Origin of the sequence: Bacillus mycoides, from assembly GCF_000832605.1 — a bacterium.
In the GTDB taxonomy this organism is placed as follows: domain Bacteria; phylum Bacillota; class Bacilli; order Bacillales; family Bacillaceae_G; genus Bacillus_A; species Bacillus_A mycoides.
Window position 1 is genome coordinate 196,246 of the sequence record NZ_CP009691.1, and the last position, 15,548, is coordinate 211,793.

The 15,548-nt window shown below is 33.3% G+C and carries 16 protein-coding genes and 3 pseudogenes; 4 read left to right on the plus strand and 15 right to left on the minus strand.

What is annotated here, in order from left to right; all coding sequences use genetic code 11:
* Window positions 1-8 precede the first annotated feature (8 nt).
* Genes BG05_RS01020 through BG05_RS01045 form a run of 6 tightly spaced genes read right to left on the minus strand, consistent with a single transcriptional unit; the run spans window position 9 to window position 6,403 of the window.
* The gene (locus BG05_RS01020; RefSeq protein ID WP_003193065.1) at window positions 9-1,004 is read right to left on the minus strand and encodes a cytidylyltransferase domain-containing protein; all 996 of its coding nucleotides are present in this window, start codon (window positions 1,002-1,004) and stop codon (window positions 9-11) included.
* Window positions 1,005-2,210 (minus strand): UDP-4-amino-4,6-dideoxy-N-acetyl-beta-L-altrosamine transaminase, encoded by a 1,206-nt coding sequence (gene pseC / locus BG05_RS01025; protein ID WP_003193063.1) that lies wholly within the window; start codon window positions 2,208-2,210, stop codon window positions 1,005-1,007. It abuts the gene before it with no gap.
* Window positions 2,210-3,172 (minus strand): dTDP-glucose 4,6-dehydratase, encoded by a 963-nt coding sequence (locus BG05_RS01030; RefSeq protein WP_016127793.1) that lies wholly within the window; start codon window positions 3,170-3,172, stop codon window positions 2,210-2,212. Before BG05_RS01030 ends, pseC begins: the two co-directional genes overlap by 1 nt.
* Complete coding sequence (locus BG05_RS01035) at window positions 3,169-4,194, minus strand: SDR family NAD(P)-dependent oxidoreductase (RefSeq protein ID WP_003193060.1); 1,026 nt, start codon at window positions 4,192-4,194, stop codon at window positions 3,169-3,171. Before BG05_RS01035 ends, BG05_RS01030 begins: the two co-directional genes overlap by 4 nt.
* A 33-nt stretch (window positions 4,195-4,227) precedes the next feature.
* The gene (locus BG05_RS01040; RefSeq protein WP_003193057.1) at window positions 4,228-5,631 is read right to left on the minus strand and encodes a CDP-glycerol glycerophosphotransferase family protein; all 1,404 of its coding nucleotides are present in this window, start codon (window positions 5,629-5,631) and stop codon (window positions 4,228-4,230) included.
* A gap of 4 nt (window positions 5,632-5,635) precedes the next feature.
* Window positions 5,636-6,403 carry a glycosyltransferase family 2 protein gene (locus BG05_RS01045; protein WP_016093944.1) on the minus strand — a complete coding sequence of 256 codons (768 nt, stop codon included), beginning with the start codon at window positions 6,401-6,403 and terminating at the stop codon, window positions 5,636-5,638.
* 307 nt (window positions 6,404-6,710) lie between these two features.
* On the opposite strand from BG05_RS01045, the gene BG05_RS01050 reads away from it, so the two are divergent.
* Window positions 6,711-8,000, plus strand: coding sequence for a glycosyltransferase family A protein (locus tag BG05_RS01050; RefSeq protein ID WP_016127795.1), 1,290 nt, complete (start codon window positions 6,711-6,713; stop codon window positions 7,998-8,000).
* Window positions 8,001-8,485: 485 nt separating this feature from the next.
* On the opposite strand, the pseudogene BG05_RS28950 reads toward BG05_RS01050, so the two are convergent.
* From BG05_RS28950 to BG05_RS01080, 6 genes and pseudogenes are all read right to left on the minus strand, one after another.
* A pseudogene (locus BG05_RS28950) lies at window positions 8,486-9,193 on the minus strand (IS6 family transposase).
* Window positions 9,194-9,225: 32 nt separating this feature from the next.
* Complete coding sequence (locus BG05_RS30950) at window positions 9,226-9,390, minus strand: hypothetical protein (RefSeq protein ID WP_003193050.1); 165 nt, start codon at window positions 9,388-9,390, stop codon at window positions 9,226-9,228.
* 117 nt (window positions 9,391-9,507) lie between these two features.
* Window positions 9,508-9,741 (minus strand): hypothetical protein, encoded by a 234-nt coding sequence (locus BG05_RS01065; RefSeq protein ID WP_003193048.1) that lies wholly within the window; start codon window positions 9,739-9,741, stop codon window positions 9,508-9,510.
* Window positions 9,742-10,093: 352 nt separating this feature from the next.
* Window positions 10,094-10,291: a hypothetical protein gene (locus BG05_RS01070; RefSeq protein WP_002069589.1), complete on the minus strand. Its 198-nt coding sequence runs from the start codon at window positions 10,289-10,291 to the stop codon at window positions 10,094-10,096.
* Window positions 10,292-11,052: 761 nt separating this feature from the next.
* Entirely contained in the window at window positions 11,053-11,424 is a 372-nt protein-coding gene (locus BG05_RS01075) for an ArpU family phage packaging/lysis transcriptional regulator (RefSeq protein WP_003193045.1), read from the minus strand.
* 169 nt (window positions 11,425-11,593) lie between these two features.
* Window positions 11,594-12,097, minus strand: a pseudogene (locus tag BG05_RS01080) (Holliday junction resolvase RecU); the annotation flags it as partial.
* Between the two features lie 101 nt (window positions 12,098-12,198).
* On the opposite strand from BG05_RS01080, the gene BG05_RS30955 reads away from it, so the two are divergent.
* The 3 genes from BG05_RS30955 (at window position 12,199) to BG05_RS01095 (ending at window position 13,863) form a co-directional block, all read left to right on the plus strand.
* Window positions 12,199-12,363 (plus strand): hypothetical protein, encoded by a 165-nt coding sequence (locus tag BG05_RS30955; protein ID WP_000140898.1) that lies wholly within the window; start codon window positions 12,199-12,201, stop codon window positions 12,361-12,363.
* Window positions 12,364-12,778: 415 nt separating this feature from the next.
* A complete protein-coding gene (locus tag BG05_RS01090; RefSeq protein WP_002161752.1) occupies window positions 12,779-12,994 on the plus strand; it encodes a spore germination protein in 216 nt (71 codons plus the stop codon).
* A 401-nt stretch (window positions 12,995-13,395) separates the two neighbouring features.
* On the plus strand, window positions 13,396-13,863 hold the full coding sequence (locus BG05_RS01095; RefSeq protein WP_016127797.1) for a hypothetical protein: 468 nt from the start codon (window positions 13,396-13,398) through the stop codon (window positions 13,861-13,863).
* 540 nt (window positions 13,864-14,403) lie between these two features.
* Here the strand turns inward: BG05_RS01095 and BG05_RS01105 are convergent.
* The 3 genes and pseudogenes from BG05_RS01105 to BG05_RS28955 form a co-directional block, all read right to left on the minus strand.
* Window positions 14,404-14,631 (minus strand): hypothetical protein, encoded by a 228-nt coding sequence (locus BG05_RS01105; RefSeq protein ID WP_002187359.1) that lies wholly within the window; start codon window positions 14,629-14,631, stop codon window positions 14,404-14,406.
* 39 nt (window positions 14,632-14,670) lie between these two features.
* Window positions 14,671-14,988 (minus strand): Sak single strand annealing protein, encoded by a 318-nt coding sequence (locus tag BG05_RS01110; protein ID WP_002187360.1) that lies wholly within the window; start codon window positions 14,986-14,988, stop codon window positions 14,671-14,673.
* 38 nt (window positions 14,989-15,026) lie between these two features.
* Window positions 15,027-15,509, minus strand: a pseudogene (locus tag BG05_RS28955) (siphovirus Gp157 family protein).
* Window positions 15,510-15,548: the final 39 nt, after the last annotated feature.

Here is a 15,548-nt window from a genome sequence, read left to right on the forward strand (position 1 = left end):
TTATTAATTTATAATTTTGTTTCTCTATTTAGCTCATCCACTAATGATTGTTGATTCGCCCATTTCAATTTCACATGACTATTGATTTGAATGAGCTCAGGATTTTGAAGGATGTAATCTTTTATTTGCTGAAAAAATACAGGTTCGTCTTTTACATAAAGATTTTTATAAAGTTCATTAAACATGTCTAAATCTGGTTGTTCATCTAATGTTAACCTCCAAGAAGGATAACACAATGGAGGAGGAAGTTTTACTATATTGACCCGGAATAAATGAGGGTTATTTATAAAATAAAATGGAAGATATTCTGTATAGTTTAAAGTTTTTGGGGCTTTTAGCAAACGTTCAATTGCTTCTAATGTGAAAATATCGCCTGCTGTTCCGACAGGTAACGTACTTAGCTGTGCTTGTGTATAATCTGCTCCACTTTTCAAATGTCGCTCTAGTAAATAATTATTGATTTCTGGTGATACAACTGGGCAATCTCCTGTAATCCGCATAACAATGTTTGCTTTTTCTTGTTTTGCAGCTTGGAGTATGCGATCTGCGGTATTTTCTGGATCACCTCTGAAAATTTTAACCTTCCCACCTAGATCAAATTTTTCTAAAGGATTATCTTGTGCTACATCTGAAGTAGCAAGTATGATTTGGTGTCCCCCAGGAATAGCTAATGCATTTATAAGACAGCGTTCAATAGAAGGGATTCCATGTATTGGCAATATTGCTTTTAAAGGCAACCTAGTAGATTTTAATCTACAAAGTACAATAATTACTACTTTAGGAGGTTCAATAACCTCTTTCGTTAATGGAGTTCCTGCTTGCAAATTATATAAAGCTACTTGAGGTAATAATTCCTCAAACTGAAGCTGGTTCAGTGCATTTTCAACGATACCTAGTTCCATATCAACTTTATTAGCTGTAATGATTTCTCCTTTTTTTATATCAACTTTTGTTACTGCTCTTAACAACTTTTTGCTTCGCAATTCTAATAACACCCCTTTCATTTAATGTTTAGCAACTCTATAAAACGAAAGAACTTTTCTTACTGCTTTTATTACATCCTCTACATCAACTTTTGTCATTTTTGGAAATAGAGGAAGTGTAATAATTTCCTCATATAAATTTTCGGCTTGTGGACAAAGGCCTTTTCTATAACCCAAATTTTGATAAAACGGTTGTAAATGTACGGGAATATAGTGCACATTCACACCAATATTTTCTTTTTGTAATGCCTCATAAATTTCTTTTCGATTACCCTTTAATAATTTAGTATTTAACCGAATGATATAAAGGTGCCAACTTGAGTGGGTTTGGGGCAATTGCTTTGGTATGATGATTTCAGGTAAACTATTAAATTCTTTATTATAAATGTCTACATATTTCTTTCTAATCTTAATAAAAGAATCTAATTTACTTAACTGTGATAAGCCAAGAGCAGCCTGTATATCAGTCATCCTGTAGTTGTAACCCAAAAATTGCATTTCATAATACCAAGGCCCATGATTATCAAGAAGTTTTTGAGGATTCCTTTCAATTCCATGTGTACGAAATTGAACAAGCTTTTCATAAAGCAAAGTATTATTTGTAGTAATTACTCCACCCTCTCCTGTTGTAATATGTTTCACAGGATGAAAGCTAAACATTGTCATATCACCAATTGAACCAATCTTTTGGTTTTTATAAGTGGCTCCTAATGCATGTGCTGCATCTTCAATGATAATCAAGTTATTCTCATTTGCTATTTTTTTTATTTTATCTAATTCTACAGGCTGCCCAGTAAAGTGTACGGGAATAATAGCCTTTGTTTTGTTTGTAATCTTTTCCTCTATAGACTTAGTACTGATATTGTATGTTTCATAGTCTATATCAGCGAAAACTGGCTTTCCACCCTGGTATAAAATACAATTTGCACTTGCTACAAATGTCATTGAGGTTGTAATTACTTCGTCTCCCTCTGTGATTCCAGCTGCATAGCAGGCAGCATGCAAAGCAGCTGTACCACTTGAAAAAGAAACAGCGTAATTTGCCCCAACGTATTTTGCTATAGCCTCCTCAAACTGTTGAATCGTTGGTCCTGTCGTTAAAAAGTCTCCTTTTAATATATCTATAACTGCCTGAATATCATGGTCATCAATTTGTTGTTGACCATAAGGCAAATATGTTCCTCTAACAGGATTTCCCCCATGTATACCGAGAATTTCCCTGGCCATTATTCTTTCTCCTTAGGGTTAATTTTTAAAGATTTAATCCACTCTTCTGTTTTAATAACTCCATCTTCTAAAGAAACTTTCGGTTCCCAATTTAATATTGTTTTTGCTTTTTCATAGTTACATAATAATTTTTGAATTTCACTTTGTGGATGGATATGAGTTACATGTTGAATACTTACTTTATTTCCCGAAATCAATTCTGCTAATTTATTAATTGATATATCTTGTCCTGTTCCTGCGTTGATAATATGACCATTTGCTTTAGAAGAATAGCCTGCTTTTACAACGAAATCTGCACAATCTTCAACGTATAAAAGGTCTCTCGTTTGTTTCCCATCTCCATAAATATTTACTGGTATTTTATCTAATTTATTATTTATAAAAATGGCAACAACCCCACCTTCACCTCCAGTTTTCTGGAATGGTCCGTACGTATTAAATGGACGAATTACCACAACTGGAAGCTTATAAGCATAATAGTAAGATAGAACCATATTTTCAGCAGCTATTTTTGATCCAGCATATGGAGAAGCTGGTTTAATGGGGTCTAATTCTGATATTCCTTGTGTATTAGTAGCTTTATCATATACCATACAAGTACTCATAAAGACCATTTTGACATTATGCTTATGACATTGTTCTAACAAATTAAAAGTACCTATTGTATCATTTTCAAAAGTCGTTCTAGCATCATCTATACTATCTTGAACATTAATACTTGCTGCTAAATGATAACAAAGGTCAAATGAATGATTTTTAAATAATTGGTCAACCAATTTTTTATCTTTAATATCTCCTTGTATACATTGCTTCAAGTTTAAATCATGAACGAACTCGATAATATTTGCTGTAGTTGAATTGGCTAAATTGTCTAATATCCATACTTCATGCTTATCTTGCAATAATCGCTTTACAACCCACCTACCAATAAATCCTGCACCACCAGTTACTAAAATTTTCATAATTTCTCCCCTCCTGCTAGTAGTTGCTGGTTTATAATCAAATTTCTAAGCTCTTCTTTTGAAATCGCATCTTGATAATCAGAACGATAAAATCCTGGCTTCGCTCTATTGGCATTTTCATATTGAGCACCCTTTTTTAGTGGACTTGGTATGATAAACATATCCGGTAATTCAAAAGCCTGTAAAGATTCATCATGTGTCATAAGTTCTTCATACATTTTTTCACCAGGTTTTAATCCAATTTCTTCAATCTTAATATTATCCTTGGACAAACTATACAACTTTGTAACTTCTTCTATCATCACTTCACTTAAATCTTTTAATGAAATAACTGGCATTTTCAATATGAAAGTTTCACCGCCCTTTGCTATTTTCATTGCTTCAATGGTTAACATCGTTGCTTGTTTCAGTGTCATCATAAATCTGCTCATACTAAGATCAGTTACAGTTATTTTGTGATTTTCTTTAATTTGATTTTCAAATAAGGGAATAACAGAACCTCTCGATCCCATAACATTTCCGAAACGTACACTTGCAAATATTGTTTCACTAGATCCTTTTGAATATTCCGCTGATGTTATCAATCTTTCAGCTGTTAGTTTTGTTGCACCGTAATTATTTGTTGGTGAAATTGCTTTATCAGAGCTTGTGAAAATCACCTTTTTTACTTTCTGGGTAATTGCTGCTTTTATTACATTTTGTGTTCCAAAAATGTTGGTCAATACCGCTTCAAACGGATTATATTCACAAAATGAAACATGCTTCATCGCCGCAACATGGAACACATAATCAATATTTTCCATTGCGCTATATAGGCGATCATAATTTCGAATATCCCCAATTAAATAGCGAATATTTTGATTTTCACCCCTAAACTCTTCTTGTAATAAAAATTGATTATATTCACTTCTACTAAAAATTCTTATAACTTTTGGCTTTCCCTCTAAAACATTAGAAAGAATGCTTTTTCCAATTGTTCCTGTTCCACCAATAATTAAAACGTTTTTATTTTTAAAAAACATAGATATGAATACCTCCTCTTTTTAAAATAATGTTTATCCTTGTGCGCTTTGAATTAAGCCTTGCAACTTTTTGGTGCTTACTTCTTGTGGATAATTCTCACTAATAAATTGTTGTCTTAATTCTTTTGCTAGACTTGACTGCAAAGAATCGTTTAGGACCTTTTCAATCGTGCTCACCATATCTTCAATAGAGTGATTTACAAGCCAATCTAATTTATCATAATACTTATAATCTCTATCCTCTAATAACGATTTATAAACAACTACAGGTATATCTAATAACATTGCCTCTAACCCTACTGTTGAATTAGAAATAACCACAAGATTCGCATGTAAAATAACATCATACATGTTCACTTCATTTGTTATATATTTAACATTAGGATATACGTTACTTAACCGAACATATTCTCCCACTAAGTTACGCCCTTTTTCCCAAGGATGAGGCTTTATAATAACTGTGATATTTTTGTCTTTAACTAATTTTTCTGTCAATTCTATATAAAATGAAGTTTTAAATGGCTGGGTTGCAATAAAAACCACTTTTGTAGAGGGGTCTATTTTTAATTGTTTAAAAAGATTCTTTTTATCCATATATACCCTATCGAAGATATCATCATATCTGGGATGCCCTATAATCTCAATTTGAGATTCACTGACCCCTTTTTGAAGGTACCAATCTCGTTCATATCTTCCATATACAACCTGTTTTGTAGCGAAAACTGGAAAGTATGCTTCTTCACCCATTATCGCACCATGCTGAAGACAATAACTCGGTATCCCTTCACTTTTAGATAGAAAAGTAAGAGCTCTGCTTGCTATATCCTCCGTTGTGCCAACAATCACACCAGAAATAACTTGTTCTTTAAATATGAAATATGCCATATTAAGTTTCTCAATCATAATAGGGAGGTCGCTGAGTAATTTTTTTTGAAAAAACATGTTTGAAAATAGTGGATGTTTATTAAACTTTGAATAGATTTTTTTAGCCTTTTCGATGAAAACATGTGCAGTATTAGGGGCTTTATTTATATAATCTGGTGCACAAATTGTAGGAAGACCATAAAGTTCTGTCTTTTTTGATCTAGTTAATATCTTTGTATGATTTGGATTAAAGTGAGTAAAATTACTTACTGAAAAACGGAGATAATCTGAATTCAGGAGAATCACTCCATTTTGATTTATTCTTTTTATCTTTGATTGAAATGAAGACATTCTTTTTTCAAACTCTAACTGCAACTGTGTTTCCTCTATAGGTTCAATTGACAGTTGTTTATAAAAATCTTTTTCTTTCATTTTATTTTTTACATCTTCGTCCAAATATTGATAGAAATTACTCAGTAATGGTAAAGGAACATTATAATGCTTTAATTCAGAAAAAACATTTATATATTCTAGATTTAATAACCAGTAATTTTTCAAATAGATGTCACTCAATATTTCACCCTCTTTTTTTTCTTAAGTCTTCTCTTAATTCTTTACATGTTCTTTGTGATGGTAATAATTGTACAAATTCATTTTTTTCTTCCGCAAATAACTGCGCATGTATTGAATGTGAAGTAATATAATTGATATCTAAAATTTCATCTAAAGGATAAAAATCCCAATAATGATTTAATCTCCAAAAAAAGCGTGCATCTCCTATACGATAAAACTGAGGATCTTCATCCCAGTAAGTACTCCACCTTTTTTCAAGAATCGGCAAAACAGATGCTCTATGCATTATAGAACAATGATCAATTGCGCATGGCGCATTATTAGTGACTTTTTTTGCAGGCCTTTCAACAGTTTTGATAGGTAAATCTGATTCATCTAGATGGATCGTTTTTGATGCAGAATATACAATTTGAACATCTTTATTCTCATCAAGATAACTAGACATCATTTTAAGTCGCTCTTTTTCGTATTGATTATCATCTGTAATATAAGTAATATACTCCCCTTTTGCATGTTTAAGTGCCTCGTTAATTAAAGCAGCATATCTGACTTTTTTTGTTCGTTCAGAAATATGGGCTACATTACTTTTATAAAAGTGTACATTTTTCTTGTTTATGAATGGTTGAATCACTTTCTGAGTCAGTTCGTTAGAATCATCATCCATAATAAAAAGTTCAAAATCTTGGAAAGTTTGGTTTAATACACTTAATATCGATTTTTCTACAAATGTGGGCTTATTATAACTCGTCATAATAACTGTAATTTTAGGCAAATATTACTCTCCTCCTTATCATTAAATAAAAAATAGTTACGTTATTATATAAAGAGAAAGGACGAACCGTTCCGATAATTTTAAAAAAGATTTATATATGTAATAAAATGATAAAGTAGCTATTTTATTTGCCCATGCATCTTTTTTATAATCCGCTATAGTCTATACCATATCTATGAACAAGTAATAAACTATTTAAGTACAAAAAAGAAAATATCAATAGTTAGAAACAACTAACTCCAAAGATTCAATTAATATTCACCTGAAAATATTAAGCTATCCAAAATTCTCACAAGAGGTGACAACTTTGAAACCCCTAATTTCAATTATCCTCACTAGCTATAATAAACCTTCTTTAATTAATCAAGTTATTGAAAGTGTTCAGATGCAAACTTTTAAAGAATGGGAACTTTTTATTATGGATGATAACTCTTATCCAGATACTATAAATATCATAAAAAAGTATTTAGATGACCCTCGAATTTATTATAAGAATAGTTTTATACAAGGTAATGAAAGATATAAAACCACAAGATATGCAACGCTCATTAATGAGGCGCTTCCATTAACATGCGGAGATTATATTTGCTATTTAACCGATGATACTATGTACGTTCCAAATAGATTAGCTGAAATGTTATCTTTCTTACAAAAAAATCCTGAAATAGATGTGGTGTATTCTTCTCAGCACGTAAAATGTGTTGATTATAATCTACAACCTACTCATGAATATGTAAGAAAAGCCTCGGAAATTTTATATACAGCTGCAAATGTTGTGGATCACTGTTCAGTTATGCATACAAGAAGAATTTTATTAATGGTTTATCAAAAATACAGTAATTATTGGGAGACCGATCCTCTATATTGGTTTAACGGAGATGCAATGTTTTGGAAACGTCTAAATACATTCCAACCTTTCTATCCTATTAACAAAGTGCTCGATATTACTTTCAAAACACCTTTTTCCTTCCAAAATCTATATGCCAACCTCCCATCTAAAGATTTAAATGGTATATTGCTTAGAAATTCACAAGGTGACGTATTTTTAGTTGATAATTATAAACGTAGGCCCATATCAAAAGAAATGCTTTCTTACTTCAAATATAATCAAAATCAAATTGTCCCAATACCTGAACCATTTATTTACAAATACACAGAAGGACCACCTATATCTCTTACAGAACCCATTCCAAATTTACGTGTTGTAAAAAATGAAAAAGGAGAATTATTTTATATAGAAAATAATCAAAAACGTCCATTTATTAACACTACAGCATTTCGCAAGTTTAAATTTTCAGCTCAAGAAATTATTAAAGTTTCGCAACGTAGTTTAGATGAATTTTCAGATGGACCACCTATTTACCCGAAATTATCTAATTACACGATTCTACCTGAAGGGAAAGTATTTATCTATCATCACAATTATTTCATTATGACAGATCGCATGCTTCACCCAATAGATAAAGACATGTTACAAAAACTGTATCTATTAAAGAACTGTATACCGATTTCAAAAACTAGCTTATCCTACTTTAAAATTGGTCCTCCTATTTCATCATATCCATCTCACTTAGCTGAAGAGTACCAAGAAGACTGACAAACGAGATTGTGCCAAGAAGGACTATCCCCATGCCCATCAACTTAAGAAAAGTAAGCACCCCAAAACAAAAAAATGAGCTGTTTTCTCAAAATATCTACCTGTAGAGAAAGAAAGTTTTCATTTAGGGGGTACTTCAAAACCTTAGCTTGCTAGTAGGGGTCACCATCTATCAATATTAGTAATGCAGATAACATCATCCTATCGAATAATAAGAAATATATATAATGCCATACTTCATCATTATTGCATGCTTGTTTCTTTCATCTTTCACAACAAATTCTATATGATAATAGGTGCACTTCTTCTCTTCATGAAGTTTTGATGTACCATTATGACTCTCTCAATTCTGTCAAAACAGTCACTTCTTTTTTTTATTTTTTCTTTCTCAAATAGTTCTGATTTTCCCATTGATTCTTTTAGGTTCTGGTGCAAAAATAAAGTAAAAGAGAATAAAGCATATATATTCCTAACGGAATCGTATCTTATGCTACAAGTCCAAACAATTGATGGACGAATTCTTTCTGATTTTGGATAGACTGGTTCCGTAAATTAATCTGTTCTTTTTTAATCATATGCATGGCTTATACTCCAGAAAGAATGGATATAGCTGTGTCAAAAGATTTGAGCCCTAGCATAGAACGGATACGCTTCTTTATAAAGCGATGATCTTGTTCTACTATATTATTCAAGTACTTTTGTTGTCTAAGTTGCATACCATCAGGTATGCTTTTTTCTTTTTTCAACAGTTCAATTTCTATTGGATAAGCCGGATTCTTATCGACTGTTATCACACGTGGCTTTGATACATGAAAAGACCGCAAAGCTTTCTTGAAAAAGCGCTTTGCAGCCTTTCGGTCTCTTGTTTTGCTTAGACAAAAATCGATTGTGTTTCCTTTCGAATCAACAGCACGGTACAGGTACATCCATTGCCCTTTAACTTATATATATGTTTCATCAACTCTCCAAGAGTCATTGGTTTGCTTAAGGTGACGACGAATTCGTTTGTCTAATTCCGGGCCATACTGATGAACCCAACGCATAATCGTGGTATGAGAAATAGATAAGCCCCGTTCCTTCATCATTTCCACCAAATCACGAAAACTGAGGTTATACCGTAGGTACCATCTTACCGTTAACAAAATTATATCAGGCTGATAATGCTTCCATTTGAACAAATTTTCCTTTTTCATACTGATCACACACCTTTTCTAGAGTAGTAATATCAGTATGTCCAAGTTTTATAGATTTTTTGCACCAGAACCAGCCAACCCGTTCCTAATCCAAGTGAAAATACTGGAATCCCTATAGGAAGTAGTGCTTTGAAAAACTCCCACTTGTAGTACCAAATAATCTCTAAAACATCCTTAAAACTTGTTGGACCCCACATTCCCCTCACCCCTTATCATCCCCTTAACAACAAACAAGACGGCAGCGCCTACGATAATTGCTATTGGTTTAATCACTACTTCGCCAACAATCCTAATTCACGTAGGATTCCTGAGAACTAATAACCATACGCAAAACCTACAATACAAATTCCTGGATTGTATCTATGTTCTAAATCTTCATTGTACGTTTTCTTATAATAAGCTAGTTTAGAATCAATGTTATGTTTGTCGTTAATAATTACTTCATCGCTAGGAAATCCATCCATTTCAATCTGAACAGCTACATACTCTGCTTCTTCATTTACAGCTTCATTAAAACACTTTTCTAATTCCTCTAATGTTACACCCACCATTAACCTTCTATTTAAATGTACATTTTGCTCAATAAAAAAGAGCACCCACGTCAGTAGATGCTAAAATATGTGAATGAACTTCTCGATGAGCATTGAATAGGATATAAGCGGTTAACTTGTCCTACACTATACTATATGATTTCTTTATCAAAATAGTTCATCAAAAAGGGCACCTTATCCAGGTGCCCTTTCGTGAACATAGAGGTAACACTAAAACGCAGCAATAAACTTGATGATATCGTGGGTCAATATCATTCTATGCTCGATATTCCCTAATATGCTTAATGGTTAATGTGTAATTTCTATATAACAAAGAAAAAAGCACCCGTTTTGGATGCTTTTTTTGTATTTAATCCTTCTTCTCTTTTACCACTAAAGAGAATACATTGTCCAAATTAACCATACGATCTCCAAATCTGAAGAATCTAGCTTCTCTTGCTTGTATAGAATTTTCTATAGCAGCAACTGTTACTGTCTTTTTATACTCAATTTCAAATTCGTGTTGTTTACCATCGACTGCTTCTATGCTTATTATAAATTTTTTCATTTACTTATTCCCCACCTCTCCCAATCTATCTATTCGACAGAAAAGAAGAATATCCTACAAAACAAAAAGCCATCACCGAAGTGACAGCTCCTGAAGGGGAAGAGAGAGAACAAATGGCAATAAGTATCTCTTCAAGCCTCTGCTATTCTAGATACTCTCAGTCTTCTCGTTTATACTCCGTAGAGTCGGCTACTTAATGTCATTTTCGCCAATGTCGAATTATAAAAGATTTATATCCAGACGCATATGTTTCTTCCTACGCCTTGTTTGAACCAACACATAAAACTGAGGGGAATGTTCAGCTGTATTGGCTCAAACAAAGAGCGGAAGCTCTCTGCTCGGTTAATCGTTTAAGAAGAACAGCCTGACTTATATCGGTAATTGTCGGTAGCAATTACTAATATAATTTAGACTTTCCTTCTTTTATGACATGCAGTTCATTCAATCAAACCATCATATCCAATTGGTGCCGATCTAGTTTTAACATAGAAATCAAGAAATCCACATGACAGGCGTGGTTTTACTACCTATGAGCCTACAAACGAAAGGTGGAACGCTTATACAATCAATAAGAAGTAAAATATAAATAATTTCGGGAAGCTCTTATCCCCTCTAGCCTCCGCGTCACCGAGTAACGTTATTATAATGGGAACGCTATCCCCAAAACGTATTCTCTTTTCAAAGAACTGTTTATAGGAATAGCTTATAATTTCTGGCATTTTATTTAGTCCCCAAAAAAGTTCGCCTTTTGTTCGCGTTTTTTAGATAATCCCTAATGCTGTAGCAATCAGTTTCACTGCACTTTGCTTCTTCTCATAGAAGTAAGTCTTCTTGAGTAGTAGGTCATGATAAACATCTGAATCTTTTACTCTTTCATTCGTTAAGAACTTCATTGTAATAATGTCTCTTTCTTCCTTATCTAAGATATGCTCCAAAGTCTTCTCCATCTGTTTTACCTTTAATTCGCTTATTCTTCTTGAATTTCGTATCTCTGGAAACAAACTGATTCCTTCTTGCTCCACGTCATTGCTGAATCGCATCTTGAGTGCTCTGTATTCCTTTAATACGCTTACTACTTCCTTCTGTACTTTCTTATCATCGATATCCGGTAACAAAATCAATTGTCTCTCCAAGTCGGAGTCCCCCTATTTCAAATTTTGGTTTTTACATTCACATCAGATACGTGAAATTTTACTATCTAACTACTGAATAAGAGAACATCGCGCATTAACATAGCCCCACCACACTATTGCAAGTTGTTCCGCTATCCATTAAGCCTTTAGCAATTTACGTTTCTTGTTGTTCATCGATGTATTGCAAGTAATCAACTGGCGCTCGTTCTGTCTGATCCACTAAGTATCCATAAATATCAAAGTCTGCTCTCGGTATAGACTTCTTACCTTTTGGTTGCTGTGACATTCTTATATAACATCGAATCGCTGATAGTGGTACCACGAATACTGACTTGTCCTTGCTAAATTCAATAAGGAAGAAACAAACCGCTCCCATCTTCTCTGCTTTCTCCAGGTAATCCAACTGATGCTGCACAATGTTCTTTAAATCAAATCGTGTAGCATTCTCTGTGGACTTCGCTTCAAACGCACTAGCTCGTCCCTTATAAACGCCATCATAGTCCACTGTACTTTTAGCTTCATAGAATCCATTTAATACACGGCCGCCTTTACTTTTTAACACCTTCACAGGAGTTGGACGCTTGTTTATAAGCGCCACTCCCCCTCTTTGATACATTTCATGCGCTAGATTAATAAGCATTTCATATGCCATTCCACGGTTTCCTAGTCCCATTGTTATTCCTCACTTTCTATTCAAAGGATTATTTTATTAAGTTTCTACAAAATGGTAATTATTATATAATTAAACTATTAAAATCTTAGGTGGTGATGCAAATGACTGAAACAATCCGAATTGCTCTTTTCACTCTTGTAGGAATAAGTGCCATATTTTCTGTAATTAAAGAATTTCAAAAACCAGAAAAAAGAAAGTTTTGGATTACATTCGAAACTTTAATTCTAATCGGGGCAGCCTGGATGTTAATAGGGCTTCTCATGTAACCTACATAATTAGTAAATCCCCTGAATAAAACTCAATATTCCGTCAATACTGTAGATGACATTAGATTTTTCTCCTTGTTCCCCCTTGGAGATGAGCAGTTAGTTTTTGCTAACTGCTCTTTTATTTATGACAAAGATAAGATTCTTTAGAATGATTCTTCTTTATTTCTCAATATAAGGAGCCTTGGATTTTCGTTAACAATCCTGTAATATATGAACAAAGAGTAAGGTAAGAGTTACTCTTTGCCATTTTAGGAAAGGTTCTGTTGGAGACAACAGGACCTTTTTTCGTAAAAGGATTATTTTGTTATGTTTTCTAACAAACTTCATTTCAAAATTTTCAGATCCAGATGAACCTCTAGACGCATACACCATATAATAATTTAAATACTTCTTAATAAAGCAGGTGAAAACTATGCCATCTGTTGTTGGAAATCTGGTTGTACAAAATAGTAACGGTTCTTTCAACTTAGGCGATTTTTACAACGTTTCTCCAAAGGAAAATACGAAGGCTTATAATGGTTCAGGATCATCCAATGTTGCTTTTGTTGCCAATACCTTTAGCGGTGTTAGTGCAACAAACACATACGATTCTGATGTTGCAGACCAAAACCAAGTTGGGACAGTCTAGAATTGTTCATTTTCCTCTTCCTCCCCTGAATAAAACTCAATATTCCGTCAATAATATAGATAGGCGATAGCCAGAACTCATTTAATGAAGTCCCTAACCTTTCTCCTTTCCCCCTTGGAGAACCAGCCGAGCAGTTAGCTTTTGCTAGCTGCTTTTTTACAAATACTAATTAATTTATCCAAGCACATTTTGAAAAATCCCGTATGATTTGGTGTATCCTTTCTTTTAAGTGAATGAACTCGTAACGAGAGCACTTTATTAAGTGCTCTTTTCGTGTTTCAAATACATACAAAATGAATTTTTTGTTTAAAACCATCCTTATTTTTAGCCATAGTCTTACTAACACTTTTGTGTTAAAATCCTCTAGAATATTGATCTTTATATTATTTTTTGGAGGATTTATGAATAATCAAAACAACAATGGAACAAACAACATCAGTAGACTATTGGAAATTTTTCTAATAGTATCACCACTATTAATACCTATTGTGCTCCCTACAGCTATAATTGTAGGAATAAAACAATGGATGCCTGATGACGTTGAATATCCAAGTATAATATCACTATTGACATTATGTATTGGATTTTTCATAGTAGGAATCATCTTCTCTTTAGTATTACGAGTATTCAAATTATCTGAGGAAAAGCTAAAAGAATTAGGTTTCTTAGGGTTTACAATTTCAATTGTTAGTACCTTCCTGACGATGTATGTCGGATATTTTTGGCTAGCTAATCTTAATTTTACAACTGTGAAATTAACACCTCATGCTGTATTGATTTTTGCTATTTTATCTACGGTTCTTCTAGAGGCTATCTTTAAATTAATCGATAAATTTGATACCTCCGATGAAAGAGAATCAATAAATTAAAATTCAGCACCCCTTATCCAAGAGCACATACTCAAATGTGCTCTCTTTTATTTACTTATTAAACTAGCGTTTTTGTTCTAAATGATACCCTCATTCATTAGGACACATTTACCAGTATTTTTACCAAAAAATTCATGATATCGTTAATTAGTCGAGTACGTCATTACTTGACGATTACCCTTAGGAGCCCCGCAGACAATCGGGGTTTCTTTTATTTAAATAAGGATTTTGTTAAAATCTTACATATATTTAGCTTTTGATATATAATGGGAATATCTATATATTAGGAGTGTTAAAAATGTCAGAAACCATAATAATCTGCCTATATATTGTTTTCGGTATAAGTGCAGTATTGGGCTTAATTAAAGAATTAAAAAAGCCAAAGAAAAACCAATTTTTGATTTTATTTGAATCTCTAATTTTGATAGGAGCTATATTTCTAGTAGCTAGTATCTTCATCTAAATTACATAACGAGAACAGTGGAGCAGCTAGCGAAGGCTAACTGCTTTTTTATTAAATAACGCTTTTATTCAGTTTTGTTACCGCATGTCATCACGTTGTTCTATATAGTTCAGTAATTCTTTTGAGCTTCGTTCGATTTCTTTCGTCAAATTCGAAATGCCATTCTCTGCTTTTTCTTCTTCAATATGTCCTTCCTGTGACAAGTGAAACAGCATTTCTATCTTAGCGACCATTTCTGCCGTATACCTTGCGTAGTCTCTTACATGATTAATTCGATATTGGTTTAATCCATGTTTGTATTTCATCTCTCATTCCTCTTTTCTTAACAAAATTTAAATTCGGTCTTACTTCACTCCTATAGATCCGAATCCGTTTTCTCCTCTTTGGCCGTCCACTTCAACAAAACTCGCTGTTTTCACTGGCGCTATGACACCTTGGGCGATACGTGTACCTCTTTCGGTTTGTCCTTTAATAGTCACGCTCACTTTAACAAAATAACCAGTTGGTGTTTGTAAATATGGAACCTTTATCCCTTCCACATTTGGTAATGGAAATTCATGAATTTCGGCAGAGACATTGGGATCTATCTTCTTAACTTCAGCCCACGCACATGCCCAAGTGAGATATGATAAGTTAGCCTTTTTCTCTAATTTGTCATTCACATTTATGTCGTATAATTGTTGGAAAAGTGTTTTATCACTCATCCTATTCTCACGCCTTCACTCTGACGTAATGTAATTCCATCCCACTGCATTTCCTCTTTAACAGCTGCAAGTAATGATTTCTTATCAACCTTTGCTGGTTGTGGAACCATGTATTCCGGTGGAACTACAGCATCTAGTGCGATATCTAAGCTTGCTGGGTTCTTCTGAATACCAACTGTTACGATTGTTCCTTTGATACGCTTTACTTCTAATAAAGTCATTTTCTGATAGAGGTAATCTTTTAAGCTCTTACAATTGTTTTCTACCGCTCTCCTACGTTCTGCTAATCGCTTTTCTTCTCATTTGATAGCTTCTGTATCTGCTTCAAGGTTGCGAATCAGTAGAGCAAGGTTTTGCGCTTTATCTTGAATGCTTTCTTCAATAGCTTGTAATCTACCTTCTAATGCTGATGGACCTACACCATCCTCAATCATCATTTGTAATTCGTTATAGTTATTTGTTAAGTCGTAAAGACTCATAGTTTATTTCCCACCTAGAATGGCATTCTTCCATACGCT